Consider the following 19,428-nt stretch of genomic DNA (forward strand, 5'->3'; position numbering starts at 1 on the left):
CAAATGCCCGACCTGTCGGCAGCGATGATCGACGCGGCGTATAGGTTTGATCCTGCGGCCCCTGGGTCCCGGCCTTCGCCGGGAAGACGAAGAAAAGCGCGAATCAAGTTTGAAAAGTGACGATTTAGAACCCGACGCGCAGACCCGCACCGACCGTGTAGTCGGGCTTGTCATCCTCGACAAACAGCGTGTCGCCGGACAGATACAGGCCGGCATTGTCGGCCACGGAGATCGACAGGCCCAGGCCGACGCGGAAGCCATCACCCTGCGGATCGGGCAGGATGGTGGTGTTGCGGGCCAGCGCGCTGTCGCGGCGGTTTGACAGGACCGTGGTGTAGGTCTGGCCATCATCCTTGATCAGGTCTTCCTGATACCCAACGCGCAGTTCCGGCACCGCCATGCGCCCATTGCCCATGTCGATCTGGGTCGACACCTGACCGCCGATATTGAACAGCAGCTGCTGTTCGGCCAGATCGGAATGGTCCAGGTTCAGGTGCAGGGCGCCCGTCTCGTTCCAGGCATCCAGCTCCACCCGGTCATAATTGAAGCTGACGATGGGGCCATAGCGCAGGGAACCCGCCGTGGCGACCGACCCGAACTCCACCCCCACATGGTGGCCCTTGCCCTCCGTCTCGCCATTGGCGGTCAGGCTATAGGCGAAGGTGTTGCGGGTAATGTCTTCGACCTTCAGGTCGGTGTAGCGGTAGCTGGCATCGGCATAGAAACCACCGGGCAGCGACAGGGTGGCATAGGGGCCAACACCCCAGGCCGTGACCTTGGCCCCACCCAGGTTCCCGAATTTGCCATCCGTATCGGCATAATTCAGCGCCAGACCGACGCGCACCGTGCCCGACACGGCATAATCGCCAGCGATCCCCGCCGACCAGCTTTCCGGCTTCGACAGGCGCTTGCCCCCCTGATCGTCGCGGGCCAGCGCGCCCCAGTTGCCACCGGCGGCCAGCTCAAAGCTGCCTTCCGCACGGGTGGCCAGACCGGCGCGGATGGCCTGGGTGCGGCCCGTCAGGTCGGCGGACGCGGCGGCGTTGGCGGCGAGCGCGCTTTCACCCAGCGCCTGACCAATGGCGGGACCGGTCAGCGCCTGGCTTTCGGTCGCCATCGGATCGACATAGGTGGGCAGGGTCAGGCGGTAGGCCAGCAGCATCGTGTCATTCTCGACCCCCGACGCATCCTTATACGCCTGACCCACCTGGAAACCGTTCTGGGTGACGAAGTCATTGTCATTGCCCACGAACAGGAAGAAATCATCCAGCTTGGCGGCGTCCAGGGCCGGGACCAGGGCCAGCGCTTCCCACTTTTCCGACAGGCACTGCGTCCGGCAATTCACATTGTTGGTGGCACCGTTGACCAGCCCGAACTTGGCCAGCTGCGCCGCGTCATTCATGTCGACAAAGCTGGCGAACTGCACCGGCGTGATGGATGCCAACAGCGTTCCATTGGGTGCCAGCGAGGTGCCGGTGTCATAGGCGGTGCCGGCAATATTGGTGGCACCCGTCACGTCGATCAGATCGATGCGACGGTAAAAGCTGGTGGGGCTGCTGTTGGGTGTCGCCCCGCTGCCATAGCCATTGCCGTCACGCGACAGCAGCAGGAACTGCGTGTTGTTCAGCGCCAGCAGCTCCGACTGCGCCGCCACGCGGTTCAACGTGCCGCCCGGCGTGCCGTTGTTGTTATACATGGGCAGCTGGATGACATACTCACTCTTCAGCACGGGCGCCGCGCTGTTGGACACGTCATAGGACAACAGGCGGGTGTTCCGGCGGCTGGTATTGGTGCTGCTGATATTCAGGTCCTGCACCGCCGCCGACTGCAACGCCACCCACAGGGTCTTGCCATCGGGCGAGAGCGACAGACCCTCCAGCCCCTGGTTGTTCTGACGCCCGCGCGTCGGGTTGGCGGGGTTGGCTTCCGCCGCCCCGTAATTCAGCGCGCCATTACGCTGCGGCAGCAGGCTGGCGGGCGGGGCAATGGCAGAGATCAGCTTGCCGTCGCCCGTGAAGTGATAGATGTAGGGGCCATATTCATCGCTGACCCAGATGGTGCCGTCGGCGGCGCGCACGAAACCTTCGGGGTCAAGCGCCAGACGGCCCGTGCCGGTCAGCGGCAGGTTGGGCAGGCCATTGGCCGCCGGGCGATAGGTGAGGGCCGTGCCCGTCGTGGCCGGGTCCAGGCCGCTGAACGGCGTGCCCTTGTCATCGGTGAACAGCACCGTGTCGGTCAGCGTCAGGCCGATCTGCGTCTGCGGGGCCGCCGCCGTGCCCGTGTACGGGTTGAAGATCAGCGACAGGACATTGTAGCGCGGGATATAATTCGTGGTGGCCGCCACATTGTACCCGCGGTCGGGCAGCGCGTAGAGCGTGCCGGCATAGGACCCGTCGGCATTGCGGCGCCAGCTATGCAGGTCGATCTGCATGGCCGACATCGATCCGAACGTCTCCCCAAACTTGTCACGAAGGCTGGCCGACAGGCGCCCCACGCCCTGCAGACCCTGGTTCGTGAAGGTGCTGCCATTCAGCGTGACATTGGTCGCGGTCTGCGCCAGCGCCGGCAGCGACGCAACGGACAGCGCACTGGCCAGCAATGCGGCGCGGTAAGAGAATTTCATGATGCCCCCATCAACAGAAACTATTGGTTGGAGGCGCTAATAAAGGCTGGCCGTGACAGTTTGATTGCGATTTGGGCGACAGATTTATTTCACTATTCTATAGGCGCACGGCAAGGCGTGGGTTTCCTGCCCCTTGATCAGCCGGTCTTTACTGATTTGCATCGACAGCATGGCTGCCGGCGGTCAGAACCGCAGCTTGGTTGCCAGCTTCAGGGCGGTGGCGCCGTCGTGTGACCAGCTCATGTCGGCATTCAGCTTCATGCGGTCGATCTTGATGATGGGGAATGGTGCCTCCAGCCCCACGCTGCCGCCCGTATCCGCCACCTGCGCCTTCATGGCCGTCAGCCCGGTCAGGTCAGAAACGAAGCTGCCCACGCGCGGACGGTATTCCATGCCCAGATTGGGGCCTGCTTCGGCGGTGCCCAGCGCCACCATGCCCGCCGTGACGCGCCAGCCCTTCTGCCCGGCGGCGCAGGCGGTGCCCCAGCTTCCCTGCACACTGCCGGTCATGGCGCCGAAACCGCCGGCCATATCGCCGGAAACGGAGTTGGGCAGCCAGGTTTGATCACAGCCGCGTGTCAGGCGCAGGGATTGGCGCATGCCTTCGGTCCCCATGCGCATGCCAACCTTGCTGTCCAGGCCCAGGGCGCGCAGCTGCGCATCGGCGGCCACGCCCGCCATCTGATAGGCGCGGGGATCGGCGGCAACCCGGAGGGGAGTGGACCCGGCCACGGGCGGCGTATCGCCGGTAAAGCGTGCAAACGCGCCATCATAGATCCGTCCGATCCAGTCGGTGAGGGTGGCCATCATGGCCTTGCGCCCCTCCACCGGATCGGACGCGACCAGCGGGGCCTCCGTCACGATGGCGGCGGGAAGGCTGGGCAGCGATCCAGCAGCGTACTGTGTCGACGGGGCGGCGATGCCGTTGAAACGGATGGCAAAAATGGTGGGCTGCGTGGCCTCCGCCAGGGCGGGCGCGGTGGATAGCAGCGACAGTATCGCCAACAGACCGGCCTTTGTCCGCATGCCTATCCCTCCCATCAATCAAGCACAGCTTACCGGACCGATCCGGCAACAGGCTGTGACAAGCAGCGCCCCCGTGGAACAATCGAATAATATGATAATAAGGCAGAAAGGCGGCGGCGCAACCCATTTTGCCCGCCCAACCATGGCCGTTTCACGGCAGCATCCGGGGTAGCCCAAATGAAAAGGGGCGGACCCGACGGCCCGCCCCTTTATCGTTCCAACCAGTTGGACGTTTCAGGCTGGCGACTGCCAGCCCGGCGCCCATGCGCCGTAAGCCAAGCCGCCGGACGGCGGCGCCCGGCGCCTGAGGGAACACAAAGCCTCAGTTATCGCCCATCTTGAGCGCGGCGATGAAGGCACTCTGCGGGATTTCGACTTCGCCGAACTGCCGCATACGCTTCTTACCTTCCTTCTGCTTGTCCAGCAGCTTGCGCTTACGGCTGATATCGCCGCCATAGCACTTGGCAAGCACGTCCTTGCGCATGGCGGCGATGGTCTCGCGCGCCACGACCTTGCCGCCGATGGCCGCCTGGATCGGGATCTTGAACAGGTGGCGGGGAATCAGGTCCTTCAACCGTTCACACAGCTGACGGCCACGATATTCGGCCTGACTGCGGTGGACGATCATGGACAGGGCGTCCACCGGCTCCGCATTCACCAGGATCGACATCTTGACCAGATCGCCCTCGCGGTATTCCTCCAGCTGATAGTCGAAGCTGGCATAGCCGCGGCTGATGGACTTCAACCGGTCATAGAAATCGAACACCACTTCGTTCAGCGGCAGCTCATAGACGATCATCGCCCGGCCGCCGACATAGGTCAGGTCCTTCTGCACGCCGCGCCGTTCGGTGCAGAGCGCCAGCACACCACCCAGATATTCATCGGGCAGCATGATGGTGGCCTTGATCCACGGCTCCTCGATATGGTCGATTCGCACCACGTCCGGCATGTCGGCCGGGTTGTGCATCTCGATCACCTTGCCGTCGGTCATGTGCATCTTATAGACGACCGACGGGGCCGTGGTGATCAGGTCCAGATCGAATTCACGTTCCAGCCGCTCCTGGATGATCTCCAGATGCAGCAGACCCAGGAAGCCGCAGCGGAAGCCGAAGCCCAGCGCCGCCGAACTTTCCGTCTCATACTGGAAGGATGCGTCGTTCAGCGCCAGCCTGCCCAGGCTGTCGCGCAGATGCTCGAACTCCGCTGCATCCGACGGGAACAGGCCGCAGAATACCACGGGGATCGACGGCTTGAACCCGGCGAGCGCGGTGGGCGCCAGGCGGCGCTCCTCGGTGATCGTGTCACCGACCTTGGTGTCGCGGATATCCTTGATGGCGGCGGTCACGAAGCCCATCTCGCCGGGACCCAGCTTCTCCAGGGCGATCTTCTTGGGCGTGAAGATACCCACCCGGTCCAGCTCACGCGTGGCACCCGTGGCCATGAAGCGCACCTTCTGGCCCAGCTTCAACTCGCCATTGACCACGCGGACCAGAATGACGACGCCCAGATAGGCATCGTACCAGCTATCGACGATCAGGGCCTGCAGCGGCGCAGTGGCATCGCCCTTGGGCGGCGGCAGACGCGTGACGATGGCTTCCAGCACGCCTTCGATATTCAGGCCGGTCTTGGCGGAGATTTCCACCGCGTCGGACGCATCCAGCCCGATCACATCCTCGATCTGCGCCTTCACGCGCGGCACGTCGGCGGCGGGCAGGTCCACCTTGTTCAGGATGGGCACGATCTCGTGATTGGCATCCAGCGCCTGATAGACATTGGCCAGGGTCTGCGCCTCCACGCCCTGGGAGGCGTCAACCACCAGCAGCGAGCCCTCGCAGGCGGCGAGGCTGCGCGACACCTCGTAGGCGAAGTCGACATGGCCCGGCGTGTCCATCAGGTTCAGCTGATAGGTCTCGCCATCCTTGGCCTTGTATTCAAGGCGCACGGTCTGCGCCTTGATGGTGATCCCGCGCTCCCGCTCGATATCCATATTGTCGAGCAACTGCGCCTTCATATCGCGCGCCTCGATGGCGCCGCAGAATTCGATCAGACGGTCAGCCAGCGTCGACTTGCCATGGTCGATATGGGCGATGATGGAGAAGTTACGGATCTTCGACAGGTCGGTCATGGACTCAGCAGCGCCAGATATAGAGAGTTGGTCGCGAAGATAGGGTCAAGGGGGGCGGAAGGCAATGACCCTGCAGGCCGGCAGGGGACAGGGGTGGTGTGCAAAGCACCCAACCGCCCCTGCCCCTCCACAAGATACCGCCACACAGAAACGATACATGACACCAAATTGAACAAAAGGGGTTAATTCCACAGGATTTCTTCCTATATCCCCCTGGACTTCCCTCCAGACGTTGATTGTTCCGCACGATGACGGACATCATCGGCAATTAAAATTGGAAAGGAAAATCCATGTTGCCGGATTATATTCAGGAGTTTTTAGTCCAGCATGATGCATCACTGCGCATGGGCGGCGGCCTCATCATCCTGATACTGGCGGCCTGGATCACCAATTCTGTCGTGAAGAAACTGGTACTCGGCCTGATCCGGCGCGGCCTGTCGATGACGCGGTATGGCAATGATGAGGTGCTGGCGCAGCAGCGGCTGATCCCGCGTCTGGCCAATGTCATGCCGGCCCTGGTGATCATGATGGGCATCAACCTGATCCCCGGTCTGCCAGAAGCGCTGGTCCTGGTCGTGCGCAATGTCTGTGCGGCCTTCATCATCCTGACCCTGGCCATGGCGGTCAGCGCCCTGCTGAACATTGTCATCGTCGTCTATGGCCGCCGCCCGGATGCACACCGCAAGCCCATCAAGGGCTATGTGCAGCTGGTGAAGCTGGTGGTGTTCGCCATTGCCGCCGTGCTGGTCATTGCTGCCCTGATGGACCGGTCGCCGCTGATCCTGCTGTCGGGTGTCGGTGCGCTGGCCGCCGTCCTGATGCTGGTGTTTCAGGATACGCTGCTGTCGCTGGTGGCCAGTGTACAGATTTCATCGGGCGACATGCTGCGGGTGGGCGACTGGATCGAGATGCCGCAGATGAATGCCGATGGCGATGTCATCGACATCGCGCTGCATACGGTGAAGGTTCAGAACTGGGACAAGACCATCACCACCCTGCCCACGCGCAAGCTGATTTCCGAGCCGTTCAAGAACTGGCGCGGCATGCAGGAATCCGGTGGGCGCCGCATCAAGCGCTCCTTGTTCCTGGACCAGACCAGCGTGCGCTTCCTCACCCCGCAGGAAATGGCGAAGCTGCGCCGTTTCCGGGTGCTGACCGACTATCTGAGCGATAAGGAGCAGGAGCTGGCGCAGTGGAATGGCAGGCTGGACGAGGGGGATCAGTATAATGCCCGGCGCCTGACCAACCTGGGCACCTTCCGCGCCTATCTACAGAACTATCTGCGCCATCATCCTGGCATCCACCAGAACATGACCTTGCTGGTCCGCCACATGGCGCCAACGTCGCAGGGCCTGCCGATGGAGATCTATTGCTTCACCAATACCGTCGCCTGGGCGAATTATGAGGCGATCCAGGCCGATATTTTCGACCATCTGCTGGCCGTCCTGCCGGAATTCGGCCTGCGCGTATTCCAAAGCCCCAGCGGGTCCGACCTGCAGCAGGTCAGCGCCAGCTTTGCCCTGCCCCCGCCCCTGCGTGCCGCCAACGAAGGCGTGTAAAATCGGGGGAGGGGGCTCCCCTCCCCCGCCCTCCTATCACTTACCCTGTTCCTTCAACATCGCCTTGCGCTTCTCGGCCATGGGCGAGACATAGCCCGGCACCTCCGGCGGCACATCCTCGGCATAGGCTTCCAGGGTGCCGCGCACGCCTTCATCGGGGCCGTCGGTCGGCTCCTCCAGAAGGTCGGGACGCTCCCGCTCCACCCGCTTCAGCACGGATTTGGGGATATCCTCCACCGTGCCGGTGATCTTGTAGCTATGCATGCGGCCCATCAGGACGCCATGCACCCCGCTCTGCCCCATGCGCATCCAGGGCCACCACGGCGCCTGACGCATGAAGCCGGCGGTGAAACGGGCACTTTCCAGCGACCGGTCATCAATCTCCGCCGCCGGCGTGAAGATGGTGAAATGCTCGGACGGGTTGACGCGGCGGCCGGTGGACGCCTTGGGCCAGCCTTCGGGCGTCACCGGGTTGGTATATTCATGGGCATAATCCCAGCTCAACAGATACTGGTCGCCGATGCGCTGCCAGGGCAGCAGGAAGGGTTTGCCCTTCTGTCCCTTGCGGCCATTATCGTTATTGACCGTCTCACTGTCGCCCACCCGGAAAACCTTCTGTTCCAGGGTCAGGGTGCCGCGCCAGCGATCGTTCAGGAACGGGAAGACCTCCACCCGCTCCCCGGTCCAGGGATTGTCCCAATGATCGATGATCTCGCCCGTCGCCAGATCGGTGAAATAGCCGCATTCCTTGCCCAGAACCTTCAGCGACCCGTCCGGCTGCACGATGTTGCGGTTATTGCCGAACCCGCAATAGCCGAACAGCGGCACCGCCCGCTTGTCGCCGACAATGGCGTACTGCACGCCCTGATAGCCCGACAGAACCGCCTTCGGCCCCAGCGTGCCCCACATCTTGCCGAACCCGTACAGGTTCTCTTTCGGGTCCATCACATCCAGGGGACGCAGATTGCCCTTGGTCAACGGCGGCGCGCCAAAGGCCGGCACCGACGCGGCCATGGCACCCATCCCGGCCATGCCGGAAAAGATCGACCGCCGGCTGAGGGATTTGAACATCGCTTCCTGGATCATGGCCTTACCCGTTTGTGATTATCGCCAAGACCGGTCGTGCCGGCCCTGACAAAACCATCAGGCCCGATGGTTCGGGGGGTGAAGCGTCGATGTCATGTCTATCCGCCCGTCGGTGACGGTGCCGGTGATGAATTTTTCTGAACGCCAATGTCGGCACGCGGCATACTCCCCCGTCCTATGAAGACGAAGGGAGGCCCGATCATGCTGTACGCCATTCTGTGCTATAATGAGGAAGACTATGTCGGCGCCTGGACGCCCGAAGAAGATGCCATTGTCATGGACCGGCTGGGCAAGGTGCAGCAGGGCTGGGCGGACAAGGGCAAGCTGGGTCCCGTCGCACGCCTGATGCCGACCACCGCCGCCGCCACCCTGCGCAAGGGCAAGGAGGAGCCGCTGATCCTGGACGGCCCGTTTGCGGAGACCAAGGAACAGCTCCTGGGCTTCTACATTGTCGATTGCGAGGGGCTGGAAGAGGCGCTGGACAAGGCGCGGGAATTGGCCGCCGCCAATCCGGGCAAGGGCTGTTATGAAATCCGGCCCGTAGCCCTGTTCATGCCGGGGGGGCCGCTGTCGCCATGAGCACGGACACAGGCTGGATCAACGCCGCCCTGGCGGCGGCCCGGCCCCAGGCGGTGGGGGCGCTGCTGCGCTATTTCCGCGATCTGGACCTTGCGGAGGAGGCGTTTCAGGAGGCCGCCTTGCGCGCCCTGTCTTCCTGGCCAAAGAACGGGCCGCCGCGCGACAGTGCCGCGTGGCTGATCATGGTGGGCCGCAATGCTGGCATCGACCAGACCCGCGTGCGGTCCCGCCATGTCGCCCTGCCCGACGATGACGCCGCCCTGTCCGACCTGTCGGACCGGGAGGCGGATATCGTGGGACGGCTGGACGCGGCGGATTACCGCGACGATGTCTTGCGCCTCTTGTTCATCTGCTGCCATCCGGACCTGCCGGCCACACAGCAGATCGCGCTGGCGCTGCGCATCGTGTCGGGCCTGTCGGTGAAGCAGATCGCCCGCGCCTTCCTGGTCGGCGACAGCGCCATGGAACAGCGCATCACCCGCGCCAAGGCCCGTATCGCCACAAACCCGGTCGCGTTTGAGGCACCGGGCGCCGCCGACCGGCCGGAACGGCTGGGGCCTGTGGCCGCCATGATCTATCTGGTCTTCAACGAGGGCTATTCCGCCGGGGCCGAGGAACAGCCGGCCCGCGCGCCGCTGTGTGAGGAGGCGATCCGCCTGGGCCGGCTGCTGTTGCGCCTGTTCCCGGCGGAACCGGAGGTGATGGGGCTGCTGGCCCTGATGCTGTTGCAGCATGCCCGCCGCCCCGCCCGCTTCGCCGCCGATGGATCGGTCACCCTGCTGGAGGATCAGGACCGCACCCTGTGGCACCGCGCCGCCATCAATGAGGGGCTGGCCCTGCTGGATAAGGCTGTGCGCCACCGCCGTTCCGGCCCCTATCAGATACAGGCCGCCATCGCCGCCTTGCATGCGCGTGCCGCCACCGCCGCCGATACCGACTGGGCGCAGATCGACCTGCTCTATGGCGGGCTGGAAGCCCTGTCCCCCTCCCCCGTCGTCACCCTGAACCGGGCCGTCGCGGTATCAAAGGCGCGCGGTGCGGCGGCGGCGCTGGCCATGGTGGAACCGCTGGGCGACCGGCTGTCAGGATATTTCCATTTCCATGGGCTGCGCGGCGGGCTGCTGAAGCAACTGGGCCGCAACGCAGAGGCGCGCGATGCCTTCGGACGCGCCATCGCGCTCGCCCACAGCCCGGCGGAAGCCGCCCATATCCGCCAGATTCTGGACAGTTTGCAGGGTCCGTGAATTTTTTCAGGGGTGCTGTCGGAACGGGCGCGAGTGGTTCGTCCTTGGGCTATCATCCTTTTACCAACCCATGGAGGAACCCATGACCGACAAGCCCGAATACGCGCACAACATCCCCGGCGTCATCCCGCATCTGGTGGTCACTGGCGCGCGTGAAGCCATTGATTTCTATATCAAGGCCTTCGGCGCCACCAAGGTCATGGAAATGCCGGCGGAAGATGGCAAGCGGCTGCTGCATGCCCAGCTGATCATCAATGGCGGCACCATCATGATGTGTGACGATTTCCCCGAATATCGCGGCGGCACCCCCACCGAATATCCCAAGCACGCGCCCGTGACGCTGCATATGGCCGTCCCCGATATCGACGCCGCCTTTGCCCAGGCTGTGGCCGCCGGTGCCACGCCCGCCATGCCGCCCGCCGACATGTTCTGGGGCGACCGTTACGGTCAGGTGCGCGACCCGTACGGCCATCTCTGGTCCCTCTCCACGCCCAGCAAGCCCGGTGCCGTTGTCACCAATGGCTGCTGATCCAACCGTCACCCGTGCAAGCCATGGGTGACGAGCCGCCCCGCGGGTGACCGGGAAACCCATCCCCCGGCCCTGCGGGGCGATCCTTTGCAACCTGTGACGATTGGACCTGTCTGCGGTGATTGGTGGTTGCGATGCAGCGCCATGGTTGGGAAACTGTGCCGGCACCCTGACCAACCGGAGACCGGGAAAAACCCTTGCAGCATCATTTCGATCTGACCGGCATCGCCATCGTCATGTCCGTCGCCCTGCTCTGCGGGCTGGCTTTGTCGCGGCTGAAACAGCCGGCCATCGTCGGCTATATCGTGGCGGGCATCGTGCTGGGGCCGGGCGGTTTCGGCCTTGTCTCCCCATCCGAAAGCATCAGTGCGCTGGCGGAACTGGGCGTTCTGATGCTGCTGTTCCTGGTCGGCATGGAACTGTCGGTGAAGGCGTTCCAGGCGGTGTGGAAGGTGGCGCTGGCGGCGGTCGCCTGCCAGATCGGCCTGTCGCTGCTGGTGACATGTCTGGCCGGTATGCTGCTGGGCTGGCCCTGGCCGCGCGCCATCGTCATGGGCTTCGTCATGGCCCTGTCCGGCACGGCGGTGGCCATCAAGATGCTGGAAGATGTTGGAGAGCTGAAGACGGAGACGGGGCGCGTCACCGTCGGTGTGCTGATCGCCCAGGATCTGGCCTTTGTGCCGCTGCTGCTGATCACCAACGGCATGGGCAGCGGAAGCGGCCTGTCGGCGGCGGTGTTTTTCAAGCTGGGGGCCGCCATGGCGGCCCTGGGCGGGCTGGTCTGGTTCCTGTCGCGCCGGGAAAGGCTGGCCGTTCCCCATGGCGAATGGTTCAAGCGCAACCATGAGGTCATTCCGCTGGCCGCCATGGCCTTCTGCTTCACCATGGCGGCGGCGACAGGCGTCATCGGCCTGTCGGCGGCGTTCGGCGCCTTTGTCGCGGGCTTCATGCTGGGCAATTCCGATGGGCGGACCCTGGCCCTGCGCGCCACCCACCCGATTCAGTCGGTGCTGATCGTGGTGTTCTTCCTGTCCATCGGCCTGATGATCGACCTGTCCTTTGTCTGGTCGCATCTGGGGGAGGTCCTGTTGCTGCTGTTCGCGGTGACCGCCGTGAAATCCGCCATCAATGTCGGCACCCTGCATCTGTTGGGTGAACCGTGGGAGCGGGCCTTTCCCGCCGGCGTCATCATGGGCAGCCTGGGTGAGTTCAGCTTCGTGCTGGCCGCCGCCGGCCTGTCCATCGGCGCCATCGACCGCGATGCACAGCAGATGGCGGTAACGGTGATCGCGCTCTCCTGGCTGTTCAGCCCCATCTGGCTGGTCAGCGCCCGGCGCTTCCATGTCCTGGCCGAGGGCGGCATCGGCAGCATGCGCGGCGCCCTGAAACAGATTTACCGGGGGGAGATCGCGATGATCAACCGGGCCGGCGCCGCCCTGCTGCAAGCGGCTGCCGCGACGGTGGACGCGGTCCTGCGGCTGCTGGGCCGGCGCTAACCTCCCGCCACTGACCCGGCTCCAGACCCTCCAGGGTCCAGTCACCGACGGCGCGGCGAATCAGGCGCAGGGTCGGGAAACCCACCGCCGCCGTCATGCGCCGCACCTGCCGGTTCTTGCCTTCGCGCAGCACGATCTCGATCCAGCTTGTCGGGATCGACTGCCGGAACCGGACCGGCGGCGTGCGGGGCCACAGCCAGGATGGCTCCTCGGTCCTTGTCACCTCTGCAGGCAGGGTCGGCCCATCCTTCAGGGTCACGCCCTGGCGCAGGGCGGCCAGGGCCTCATCGGTCGGCACGCCTTCCACCTGCACGCAATAGGTTTTGGGCCATTTATGGCGCGGCTGGCTGATGCGGGCGATCAGGCCGCCATCATCGGTCAGCACCACCAGCCCCTCGCTGTCACGGTCCAGCCGGCCCGCCGGATAGACGCCGGGCACATCGACGCATTCGGCCAGGGTGCGCGCGCCTGTGCCTTCGTCCGTGAACTGGCACAATAGGTCGAATGGCTTATTCAACAGGATGATGCGGGTCATCTGAATTGCATTGCGTGGAAGGAAGGTTCAGGGTCGCCCCCCGCTGTATAGGCGAGGGCGGTCGCCCGGCGCATCACCAAACCACGAATGGAAGGATCAGACCATGACGCGTTTTGTGAAAGCCCCACAGGGACAGGGTATCACCCTGGACCGCCGGCAGGTCCTGGTCACCGGCCTTGCCGCCGGTGTGGCGGGCATGGCGGGCGCCGGCCCCGCAATGGCACAGGGCACCTCCTCCCCCTACACGCTGCCGGCCCTGTCCTATGCCCCCGCCGCGCTGGAGCCGCATATCGATGCCCAGACCATGGAAATCCACCATGGCAAGCATCACCAGGCCTATGTCACCAACCTCAACAACGCATTGGCCGATTACGGGCAGTTGCAGAAACTGTCCCTGACAGACCTGCTGGCCAAGCTGCCGGAACTGCCCGACGCGGTGCGTACCGCCGTGCGCAATAATGGCGGCGGCCATGCCAACCATTCCATGTTCTGGTCGATCATGGGACCGGGTGCCGGCGGCCCCCCCACCGGCGCTGTCGCCAAGGCCATCGATGGCAGCTTCGGCGGATTTGATGCGTTCAAGAAGGCCTTCAATGAGGCCGGCGCCAAACAGTTCGGGTCCGGCTGGGTGTTCGTGACGCTTGCGCCCGATGGCAAATTGCTGATCCAGGCGAAGCCCAACCAGGATACGCCCCTGATGGAGGGCAAGCCCGTCCTGATGGGCAATGACGTCTGGGAACATGCCTATTATCTTAAATATCAGAACCGCCGGGCCGACTATCTGGCGGCCTGGTGGAATCTGGTGAACTGGCAGGCCGTCAATGACCGGCTGGCCCGCATCACCAAAGGGGAAGTGATCTGACCATGCGAGGCTGGCCGTGACACGCCTGAAGCCATTGCCCCCGGATCTGGCCCTGCCCGTGCGTATGGCACCGGGGGGCAAGGTTCTGGGCGATTGCGGCCTGTGCGGCCGGCCCCTGATCGCGGGGCCCAGCGTGGAGGAACACCACCTGCTGCCCCGCAGCCAGGGTGGCAAGGAAACGGTGCCGCTGCACCGCGTCTGCCACCGGAAAATCCATGCCGAACTGTCGGAAAAGGAACTGGCGCGCGGCTACACCACGCTGGAGTCCTTGCGCGCCCATCCCGACATCGCCGCCTTCATCCAATGGGTGGCCCGCAAACCCCCGGAATTCACCGCCGTCACCTTCCGCGCCAAGGACCATGTAAAGGCTGGGCGGAAACACCGGGACTGAACATCCGGAGTCGATATCTGCCTTTCTCGCCGACAATCATCCCAGCTCAATGGGCATGTCTTTAAAAAGCAATTCACCCTGAGACATGGAGAGCACAGGTCCCAGGGCAAATTGTCGAGACATGGAATGAAGTCAAGCCCATGACTACGCTGACAAAAGCGATGCAGGCACCAGCGCCGTACTGAAACTGTCGGCAGGCAGGTTCAGTACCAGTTCACGCGTCCCCAATGCCAGAACCAGGCGCTGGGGATCGGCCAGATCATTGTGGGCCACGATCACCAGATCGCCATTGGGGTTACGGAAGGCCAGCTGGTTCTCAAAGGCGAAGAAGCTGCGGCTTGAAATGAAGCGGGCACCTGGGCGCACAAAGGCGCTGAGATGACGCATCACCCAGTAATCATGGGTCAGACGCCACGTGCCGGCCTGGGTATCAACCGACACCAAAGCATTCTGCGGCCAGCCCCACCCGCTCATCCCGTCACGGGGCATGGCCAGATTCCAATATTGCCAGACACTGGCGCCGCTGTTGAAATATTGCCGAATCAGTGACCAGCCATAACGGGCATATCGCCAGTCATTGGCACCATTGCCGCATTCCTGCTCCGATCCCCAGATGGCAAGGCCGGGATGGCGGGTGTGGATATCCTTCAATGCGCCTTTGCCGGCCCATTGCACCCCAACACCCTTGACCAGCGGGCCGGCGGTGGGATCGGCCATCACCTTGTCCACCACCTCCGGCTTGTCACGCTCCAGCGTGCCCAGCAGAACGTCGACGCCAAGAGGCGACAATTCCCGGTGCAGATAGGGGATGAAGCGGGCCAACCCTTCCGCTGACCAACAGCAGCCGGGAAACGGGTGGGGCGAATTGAATTCGTTCTGCGGCATCACCTGCCCGATACGAATGCCCAATTGCCCGTAGGCTTCGACATAGCGGCGGAAATAGCGGGCAAAGGCATCCAGGTACCGATCTTCCTGGATAAGGGTATCCTGCCCCTCCTTCATGATTTGGTCGGGCCGGATGCCATTGTCGCGCCCGCCGGGCCAGGCAGGAGCCTGCGCGTAGTGACCGTTCTTCTTCATCCAGGTCGGCGGCGACCAGGGTGACGCCCAGAGGGCAAGTTCTGGATTGATCTGTCGGGCCGCCTGGATAAAGGGAATGAGGGTGTCCCGATCCTTGTCGATGCTGAAATGTTTCAGATCGAAATCGCCCGGCACCTCGTCATAGGAATACCAGTCGTCGGCAATATCATTTGCCCCGATGGGTGTGCGGCAGAGGCTGAATGCGGCACCGTCAGCAGCGAACAGAGCGCGCAGGGCCTGATCGCGCGCAGGCGCCGGCAATTTGGCTAGCGCCTTCCAGCCCCTTTCACTGAACGCACCGCCAATGCCTTCTATAGTCTGTGCCGGATTGTCCAACAGCAGATCGGCTGACCGCTCAAAATTGTTCGCCTTCAAAGGACCGACCAGGGGGGAAGGCTGACGCTGCCAACGATCATGCTGGGTGGTGGTGAAGAACTGGATGGCGCCCGCCGCTTCGGGCACGGCGGCCTGTCCGGTCCGGACAAAGCTTGCAGACAGGGGAGCCACGGCCGTGGAGGCCAGCAGCAGTTTCATGGAAGCGCGGCGTGTGATCATGGTCTTGAAACTCCATTTCCTCAAGCTATGCCCTGCATTTTAGCGCTAACATCAAAGCTAGGAGGGGCAGTGAGCTGAGGCAACGAGCGGTCCACCCCCTATCCATCCAATGGTCAATGACTGGCATTAGGGCGGTTTCATTCCGACCCGTCGGGACTGAAGGCCGTCGGTACAAGTCCAAAAAATTGAACAGGTGCCGCCTTTGCCGCCTCGAGACGATATCACCCAGATCAAATCTGGTTGCGCATCTCGATATATAGGTTGATACATCAACCGTTTAATATCTAAACTGATTGGTTTTATAACCCCAAAACCAGCACACCCGCTGGACTATATCGGACCAACATTATCTCTTGCGCAGCGAAATGTAATATCGCATAATCATTATGCGAATATACGATGGCTGAAAACGTGCCAACAGCCACGCCCAAGCAAACATAAAAGCTTCCAAGGGAGGAACTTCATGTCTATCGCGGAACGCCGGGCGTGCCCGGCGAAGGGGGATTTGCGCGCCCGCTCCATCCATCGCCTGCTGCTGTCCACGGGCCTGATGCTGGCCATGGCGGCCCCGGTTGCCGCCCAGACGGCACCGGCCCAGAATGACGGCGCGACGCTGGAAGAGATCGTGGTGACGGCGCGGCGCCGGTCGGAAGCGCTGCAGGACACGCCCGTGGCCGTCACGGCCTTCACGGCGGAGGCGCTGGAAGCGCGCAGCGTGGAAACGCTGGACAATATCGCCCGCTTCACGCCGAACATTCGCTTTGATGGTGCCGCCGCCCTGTCGGGGGGCAATTACAACGCCACCGTCTTCATTCGCGGCATCGGCCAGAACGACTTCGCGATCTTCAGCGATCCCGGCGTCGGCTTCTATGTCGATGGCGTCTATTATGCCCGCTCCATCGGCGGCATCATGGATGCGGTCGATCTGGCCAGCGTTGAGGTATTGCGCGGGCCGCAGGGCACCCTGTTCGGCAAGAACACCATCGGCGGCGCCGTCCTGATCAGCACGCAGCGGCCCACCGATGAGCTGTCGGGCCGGGTGGAACTGACCACGGGCCGCTTCGATCGGCTGGATGTGAAGGGCGTGGTGAATGTGCCGCTGGCCGATGGCAAGGTGCTGACCCGCCTGTCGGTTTCCTCGCTCAACCGCGATGGCTATGCCAAGCGCCTGTCCGACGGCCAGGATATGGGCGACCGCAATGCCGACAGCGCGCGGTTGCAGATCACGACGAATGTTACGGAAGATATCGATTTTCATCTGGTTGGCGATGTTACGCGGGCCCGCGAACATTCCGCGCCGAACAAGCTGCTGGCCATCGCGCCTGCGCCGGGCCTGACCGGTGTGCCCTTCCTGGTGAACTACAACAACCTTGTGGCCCCGACGCGCGGCGTCACCGCGCCCAACGGCCTGAAGACGCTGAACAATTCGTTCATCACCGACAGCCCCTTCACCACCTGGGGCACCGGCCCCAATGTCAATGATCTGGACCTCTGGGGTCTGGCCGGCACCCTGACCTGGAACCTGGGCAACGTGGAGGCCAAGAGCATCACGGCCTATCGTGAGCTGCAGGCCACCTTTGCCCGCGACGGCGACAATACGCCCTTCACCTATCGCGAGACGTTCAACGACGATGACCAGTGGCAGTTCAGCCAGGAATTCCAGTTGAGCGGCGATGGCATGGATGGGCGTTTCACCTGGGTGGGTGGCGTCTATTACTTCACCGAGGAAGGCACCGACAATGCCCGCGCCGATCTGGCCATGGGCCTGTGGCCGCCGCTGGGGCCGGCACTGTCGCCCGCCACATTGATCCTCAACCGCATCGACAACACCTCCTACGCGGCGTTCGGCCAGGGCAATTTCAAGCTGACGGACGATCTGTCGGTCACCGCCGGCGCCCGCTGGAACCGCGACAAGAAATGGATTTCCGTCTTCAACCGCCGTCAGCGCGATCAGGTGGTCTTCACCGACGTGCAGCGGTCGGGCGACTGGAACGCCTTCACGCCCAAGCTCGGCCTGGAATACAAGGCCAGCGACGACGCGATGCTCTACGCCTCCGCCGGCAAGGGCTTCAAGAGCGGCGGCTACAATGCCCGCCCGCTGGCCGATGCCTCGGAAGTGACGCAGTATGAGCCGGAAACCATCTGGACCTATGAGGTCGGGGCCAAGACGGGCTGGCTGGACAATCGCCTGATCGTCAATGTCGCGGGATATCTCAGCAAGTATGACAATATCCAGCTGACCGTGAACCAGACGCCCCGCAACTTCGTGGCCAACGCCGCGAAGGGCACCATCAAGGGGGCGGAGCTGGAGGTGCGGGCCAAGCCGGCCAAGGGCCTCGATTTCGATCTGGCCGTCGGCTACACCGACGCGAAATATGACGAGGTCGGGACCGGCCTGGGCCCCACGCAGATCCTGCCCATCACCAAGGCGGCAAAGTTCGTGAAGACCCCGAAATGGACGGTCAGTACGGGTCTGCAATATACCTACGCCATGGGTGACGGCAGCACGCTCAGCCTGCGCGGCGATCTGTCGGCCTACTCCAAGTTCTACAATGACGTGGCCAATACCGAACTGGTGGCACAGTCCGGCTATGGCATCGTCAATAGCCGCCTGACCTATACCTCGCCGGATGACAGCTGGACCCTGGCCTTGTTCGCCACCAACCTGACCGACCGGCGTTATTTCGTGTCGGGCAATGCCAGCGCCGCCTTCGGTCTGGCCGAGGCCTCCTATGGCCGCCCGCGTGAATGGGGCGTGACATTGGGGGCGAAGTTCTGAGGCGGGATGTCGCTCCCTCACCCTCCCTCACCCCGCCAAGCGGGCGAGGGGCAAAATTCCACCCCTCGCCCACGAAGGTGGGAGAGGGAGGGGCCCATTGGCGCCAGCCAATGGGAGGGTGAGGGAACCACCCCCTGACATCCCGACCACCGGTGCGAGCCTGTCAAAGGTCAATTTCCTTCAATACCGGATCGGGCCGGGTGGCGATAAACGGGCAAACAGCCCCGGAGACGCCACCCGTGACCCGATCCTTTGACGATAGACAATGCTGGCCCGCCATCATCGACGAACGGGGGCTGGCATGAACGGCACCCTGCTGCTGGCCATGGCCAGCTTCGCGCTTGTCGCCTCCATCACCCCCGGCCCTGTCAACAGCATGGCACTGGCCAGCGGCGTGCAGCACGGGTTCCGGCGTAGCCTGGGCTTCGTCACCGGCGCCACGATGGGCTTCACGGCCCTGCTGCTGCTGGCGGGTCTTGGCATGGCGGAGGCGGTGGCGCGGCTGCCCATGCTGGACATGGCCATACGGGTGGCGGGAACCGGGTTCCTGTTCTATCTGGCCGTCCGGCTTTGGCGGGCCGCTGGCGGCATGGCGGCGGGTGAGGTGCCGGTGGCGCCCTCGCTCTGGGCCGGGGCCAGCCTGCAATGGCTGAACCCCAAGGCCTGGATCGCGGCGGTGGCCGGCATGGGCGCCTATGGATTGCAGGACGGCATGGTCAGCGTCCTGGTCTTCGCTGGCCTCTATTTCATCATCTGCTACGCGTCCATCGCGCTCTGGGCCTATGCCGGCACCTGGGCGTCGCTGGTCATCGGCACGGCGGACCGGATGCGCCTTTTCAACCGCACCATGGCGGTTCTGCTGGCAATCGGCGCTGTCGCCATGCTGGCCGGCCATTGAAAATGACAAGGCCCGCCATGGTGGTCACCATGGCGGGCCTTGCTTAACAAGCAGGTGCCTT

General features: G+C 63.6%; 15 protein-coding genes. 9 read left to right on the forward strand and 6 right to left on the reverse strand.

The features are described from left to right. Positions 1 to 124: 124 nt before the first annotated feature. The 3 genes from ACODSP_RS22740 to lepA form a co-directional block, all read right to left on the reverse strand. The gene (locus tag ACODSP_RS22740) at positions 125 to 2,623 is read right to left on the reverse strand and encodes an esterase-like activity of phytase family protein (RefSeq protein WP_488967824.1); all 2,499 of its coding nucleotides are present in this window, start codon (positions 2,621 to 2,623) and stop codon (positions 125 to 127) included. Positions 2,624 to 2,806: 183 nt separating this feature from the next. After that, on the reverse strand, positions 2,807 to 3,649 hold the full coding sequence (locus ACODSP_RS22745; RefSeq protein WP_488967825.1) for a hypothetical protein: 843 nt from the start codon (positions 3,647 to 3,649) through the stop codon (positions 2,807 to 2,809). Positions 3,650 to 3,971: 322 nt separating this feature from the next. Further along, positions 3,972 to 5,774 carry a translation elongation factor 4 gene (gene lepA / locus ACODSP_RS22750; protein ID WP_488967826.1) on the reverse strand — a complete coding sequence of 601 codons (1,803 nt, stop codon included), beginning with the start codon at positions 5,772 to 5,774 and terminating at the stop codon, positions 3,972 to 3,974. Between the two features lie 290 nt (positions 5,775 to 6,064). Here lepA and ACODSP_RS22755 point away from each other — a divergent pair, with 290 nt between their 5' ends. Then, positions 6,065 to 7,333 (forward strand): mechanosensitive ion channel family protein, encoded by a 1,269-nt coding sequence (locus tag ACODSP_RS22755; RefSeq protein WP_488967827.1) that lies wholly within the window; start codon positions 6,065 to 6,067, stop codon positions 7,331 to 7,333. Between the two features lie 36 nt (positions 7,334 to 7,369). Here the strand turns inward: ACODSP_RS22755 and ACODSP_RS22760 are convergent, their stop codons facing one another. Further along, a complete protein-coding gene (locus tag ACODSP_RS22760) occupies positions 7,370 to 8,419 on the reverse strand; it encodes a DUF1838 family protein (protein ID WP_488967828.1) in 1,050 nt (349 codons plus the stop codon). 201 nt (positions 8,420 to 8,620) lie between these two features. Between ACODSP_RS22760 and ACODSP_RS22765 the strand changes: the two genes are divergently transcribed. The 4 genes from ACODSP_RS22765 (at position 8,621) to ACODSP_RS22780 (ending at position 12,267) form a co-directional block, all read left to right on the forward strand. Then, the gene (locus tag ACODSP_RS22765) at positions 8,621 to 8,998 is read left to right on the forward strand and encodes a YciI family protein (RefSeq protein WP_292909831.1); all 378 of its coding nucleotides are present in this window, start codon (positions 8,621 to 8,623) and stop codon (positions 8,996 to 8,998) included. Further along, positions 8,995 to 10,242, forward strand: coding sequence for an RNA polymerase sigma factor (locus ACODSP_RS22770; protein ID WP_488967829.1), 1,248 nt, complete (start codon positions 8,995 to 8,997; stop codon positions 10,240 to 10,242). The genes ACODSP_RS22765 and ACODSP_RS22770 overlap by 4 nt, the downstream gene beginning before the upstream one ends. 82 nt (positions 10,243 to 10,324) lie before the next feature. After that, entirely contained in the window at positions 10,325 to 10,771 is a 447-nt protein-coding gene (locus ACODSP_RS22775) for a VOC family protein (RefSeq protein WP_488967830.1), read from the forward strand. 197 nt (positions 10,772 to 10,968) lie between these two features. Further along, a complete protein-coding gene (locus tag ACODSP_RS22780) occupies positions 10,969 to 12,267 on the forward strand; it encodes a cation:proton antiporter (RefSeq protein WP_488967831.1) in 1,299 nt (432 codons plus the stop codon). Here the strand turns inward: ACODSP_RS22780 and ACODSP_RS22785 are convergent. Beyond that, entirely contained in the window at positions 12,188 to 12,802 is a 615-nt protein-coding gene (locus tag ACODSP_RS22785) for a pseudouridine synthase (protein ID WP_488967832.1), read from the reverse strand. The two genes, ACODSP_RS22780 and ACODSP_RS22785, sit on opposite strands and share 80 nt — an antisense overlap. 103 nt (positions 12,803 to 12,905) lie before the next feature. On the opposite strand from ACODSP_RS22785, the gene ACODSP_RS22790 reads away from it, so the two are divergent. Then, the gene (locus ACODSP_RS22790) at positions 12,906 to 13,664 is read left to right on the forward strand and encodes a superoxide dismutase (RefSeq protein WP_488967833.1); all 759 of its coding nucleotides are present in this window, start codon (positions 12,906 to 12,908) and stop codon (positions 13,662 to 13,664) included. A gap of 16 nt (positions 13,665 to 13,680) precedes the next feature. Next, positions 13,681 to 14,055, forward strand: coding sequence for an HNH endonuclease signature motif containing protein (locus tag ACODSP_RS22795; protein ID WP_488967834.1), 375 nt, complete (start codon positions 13,681 to 13,683; stop codon positions 14,053 to 14,055). A gap of 144 nt (positions 14,056 to 14,199) precedes the next feature. On the opposite strand, the gene ACODSP_RS22800 is transcribed toward ACODSP_RS22795, so the two are convergent. After that, entirely contained in the window at positions 14,200 to 15,690 is a 1,491-nt protein-coding gene (locus ACODSP_RS22800; RefSeq protein ID WP_488967835.1) for a glycoside hydrolase family 30 protein, read from the reverse strand. 463 nt (positions 15,691 to 16,153) lie between these two features. On the opposite strand from ACODSP_RS22800, the gene ACODSP_RS22805 reads away from it, so the two are divergent. Next, on the forward strand, positions 16,154 to 18,469 hold the full coding sequence (locus ACODSP_RS22805; protein ID WP_488967836.1) for a TonB-dependent receptor: 2,316 nt from the start codon (positions 16,154 to 16,156) through the stop codon (positions 18,467 to 18,469). Positions 18,470 to 18,770: 301 nt separating this feature from the next. After that, entirely contained in the window at positions 18,771 to 19,367 is a 597-nt protein-coding gene (locus ACODSP_RS22810; protein WP_488967837.1) for a LysE family translocator, read from the forward strand. Positions 19,368 to 19,428: the final 61 nt, after the last annotated feature.

It is taken from the genome of Niveispirillum sp. FG156 (genome assembly GCF_057809555.1).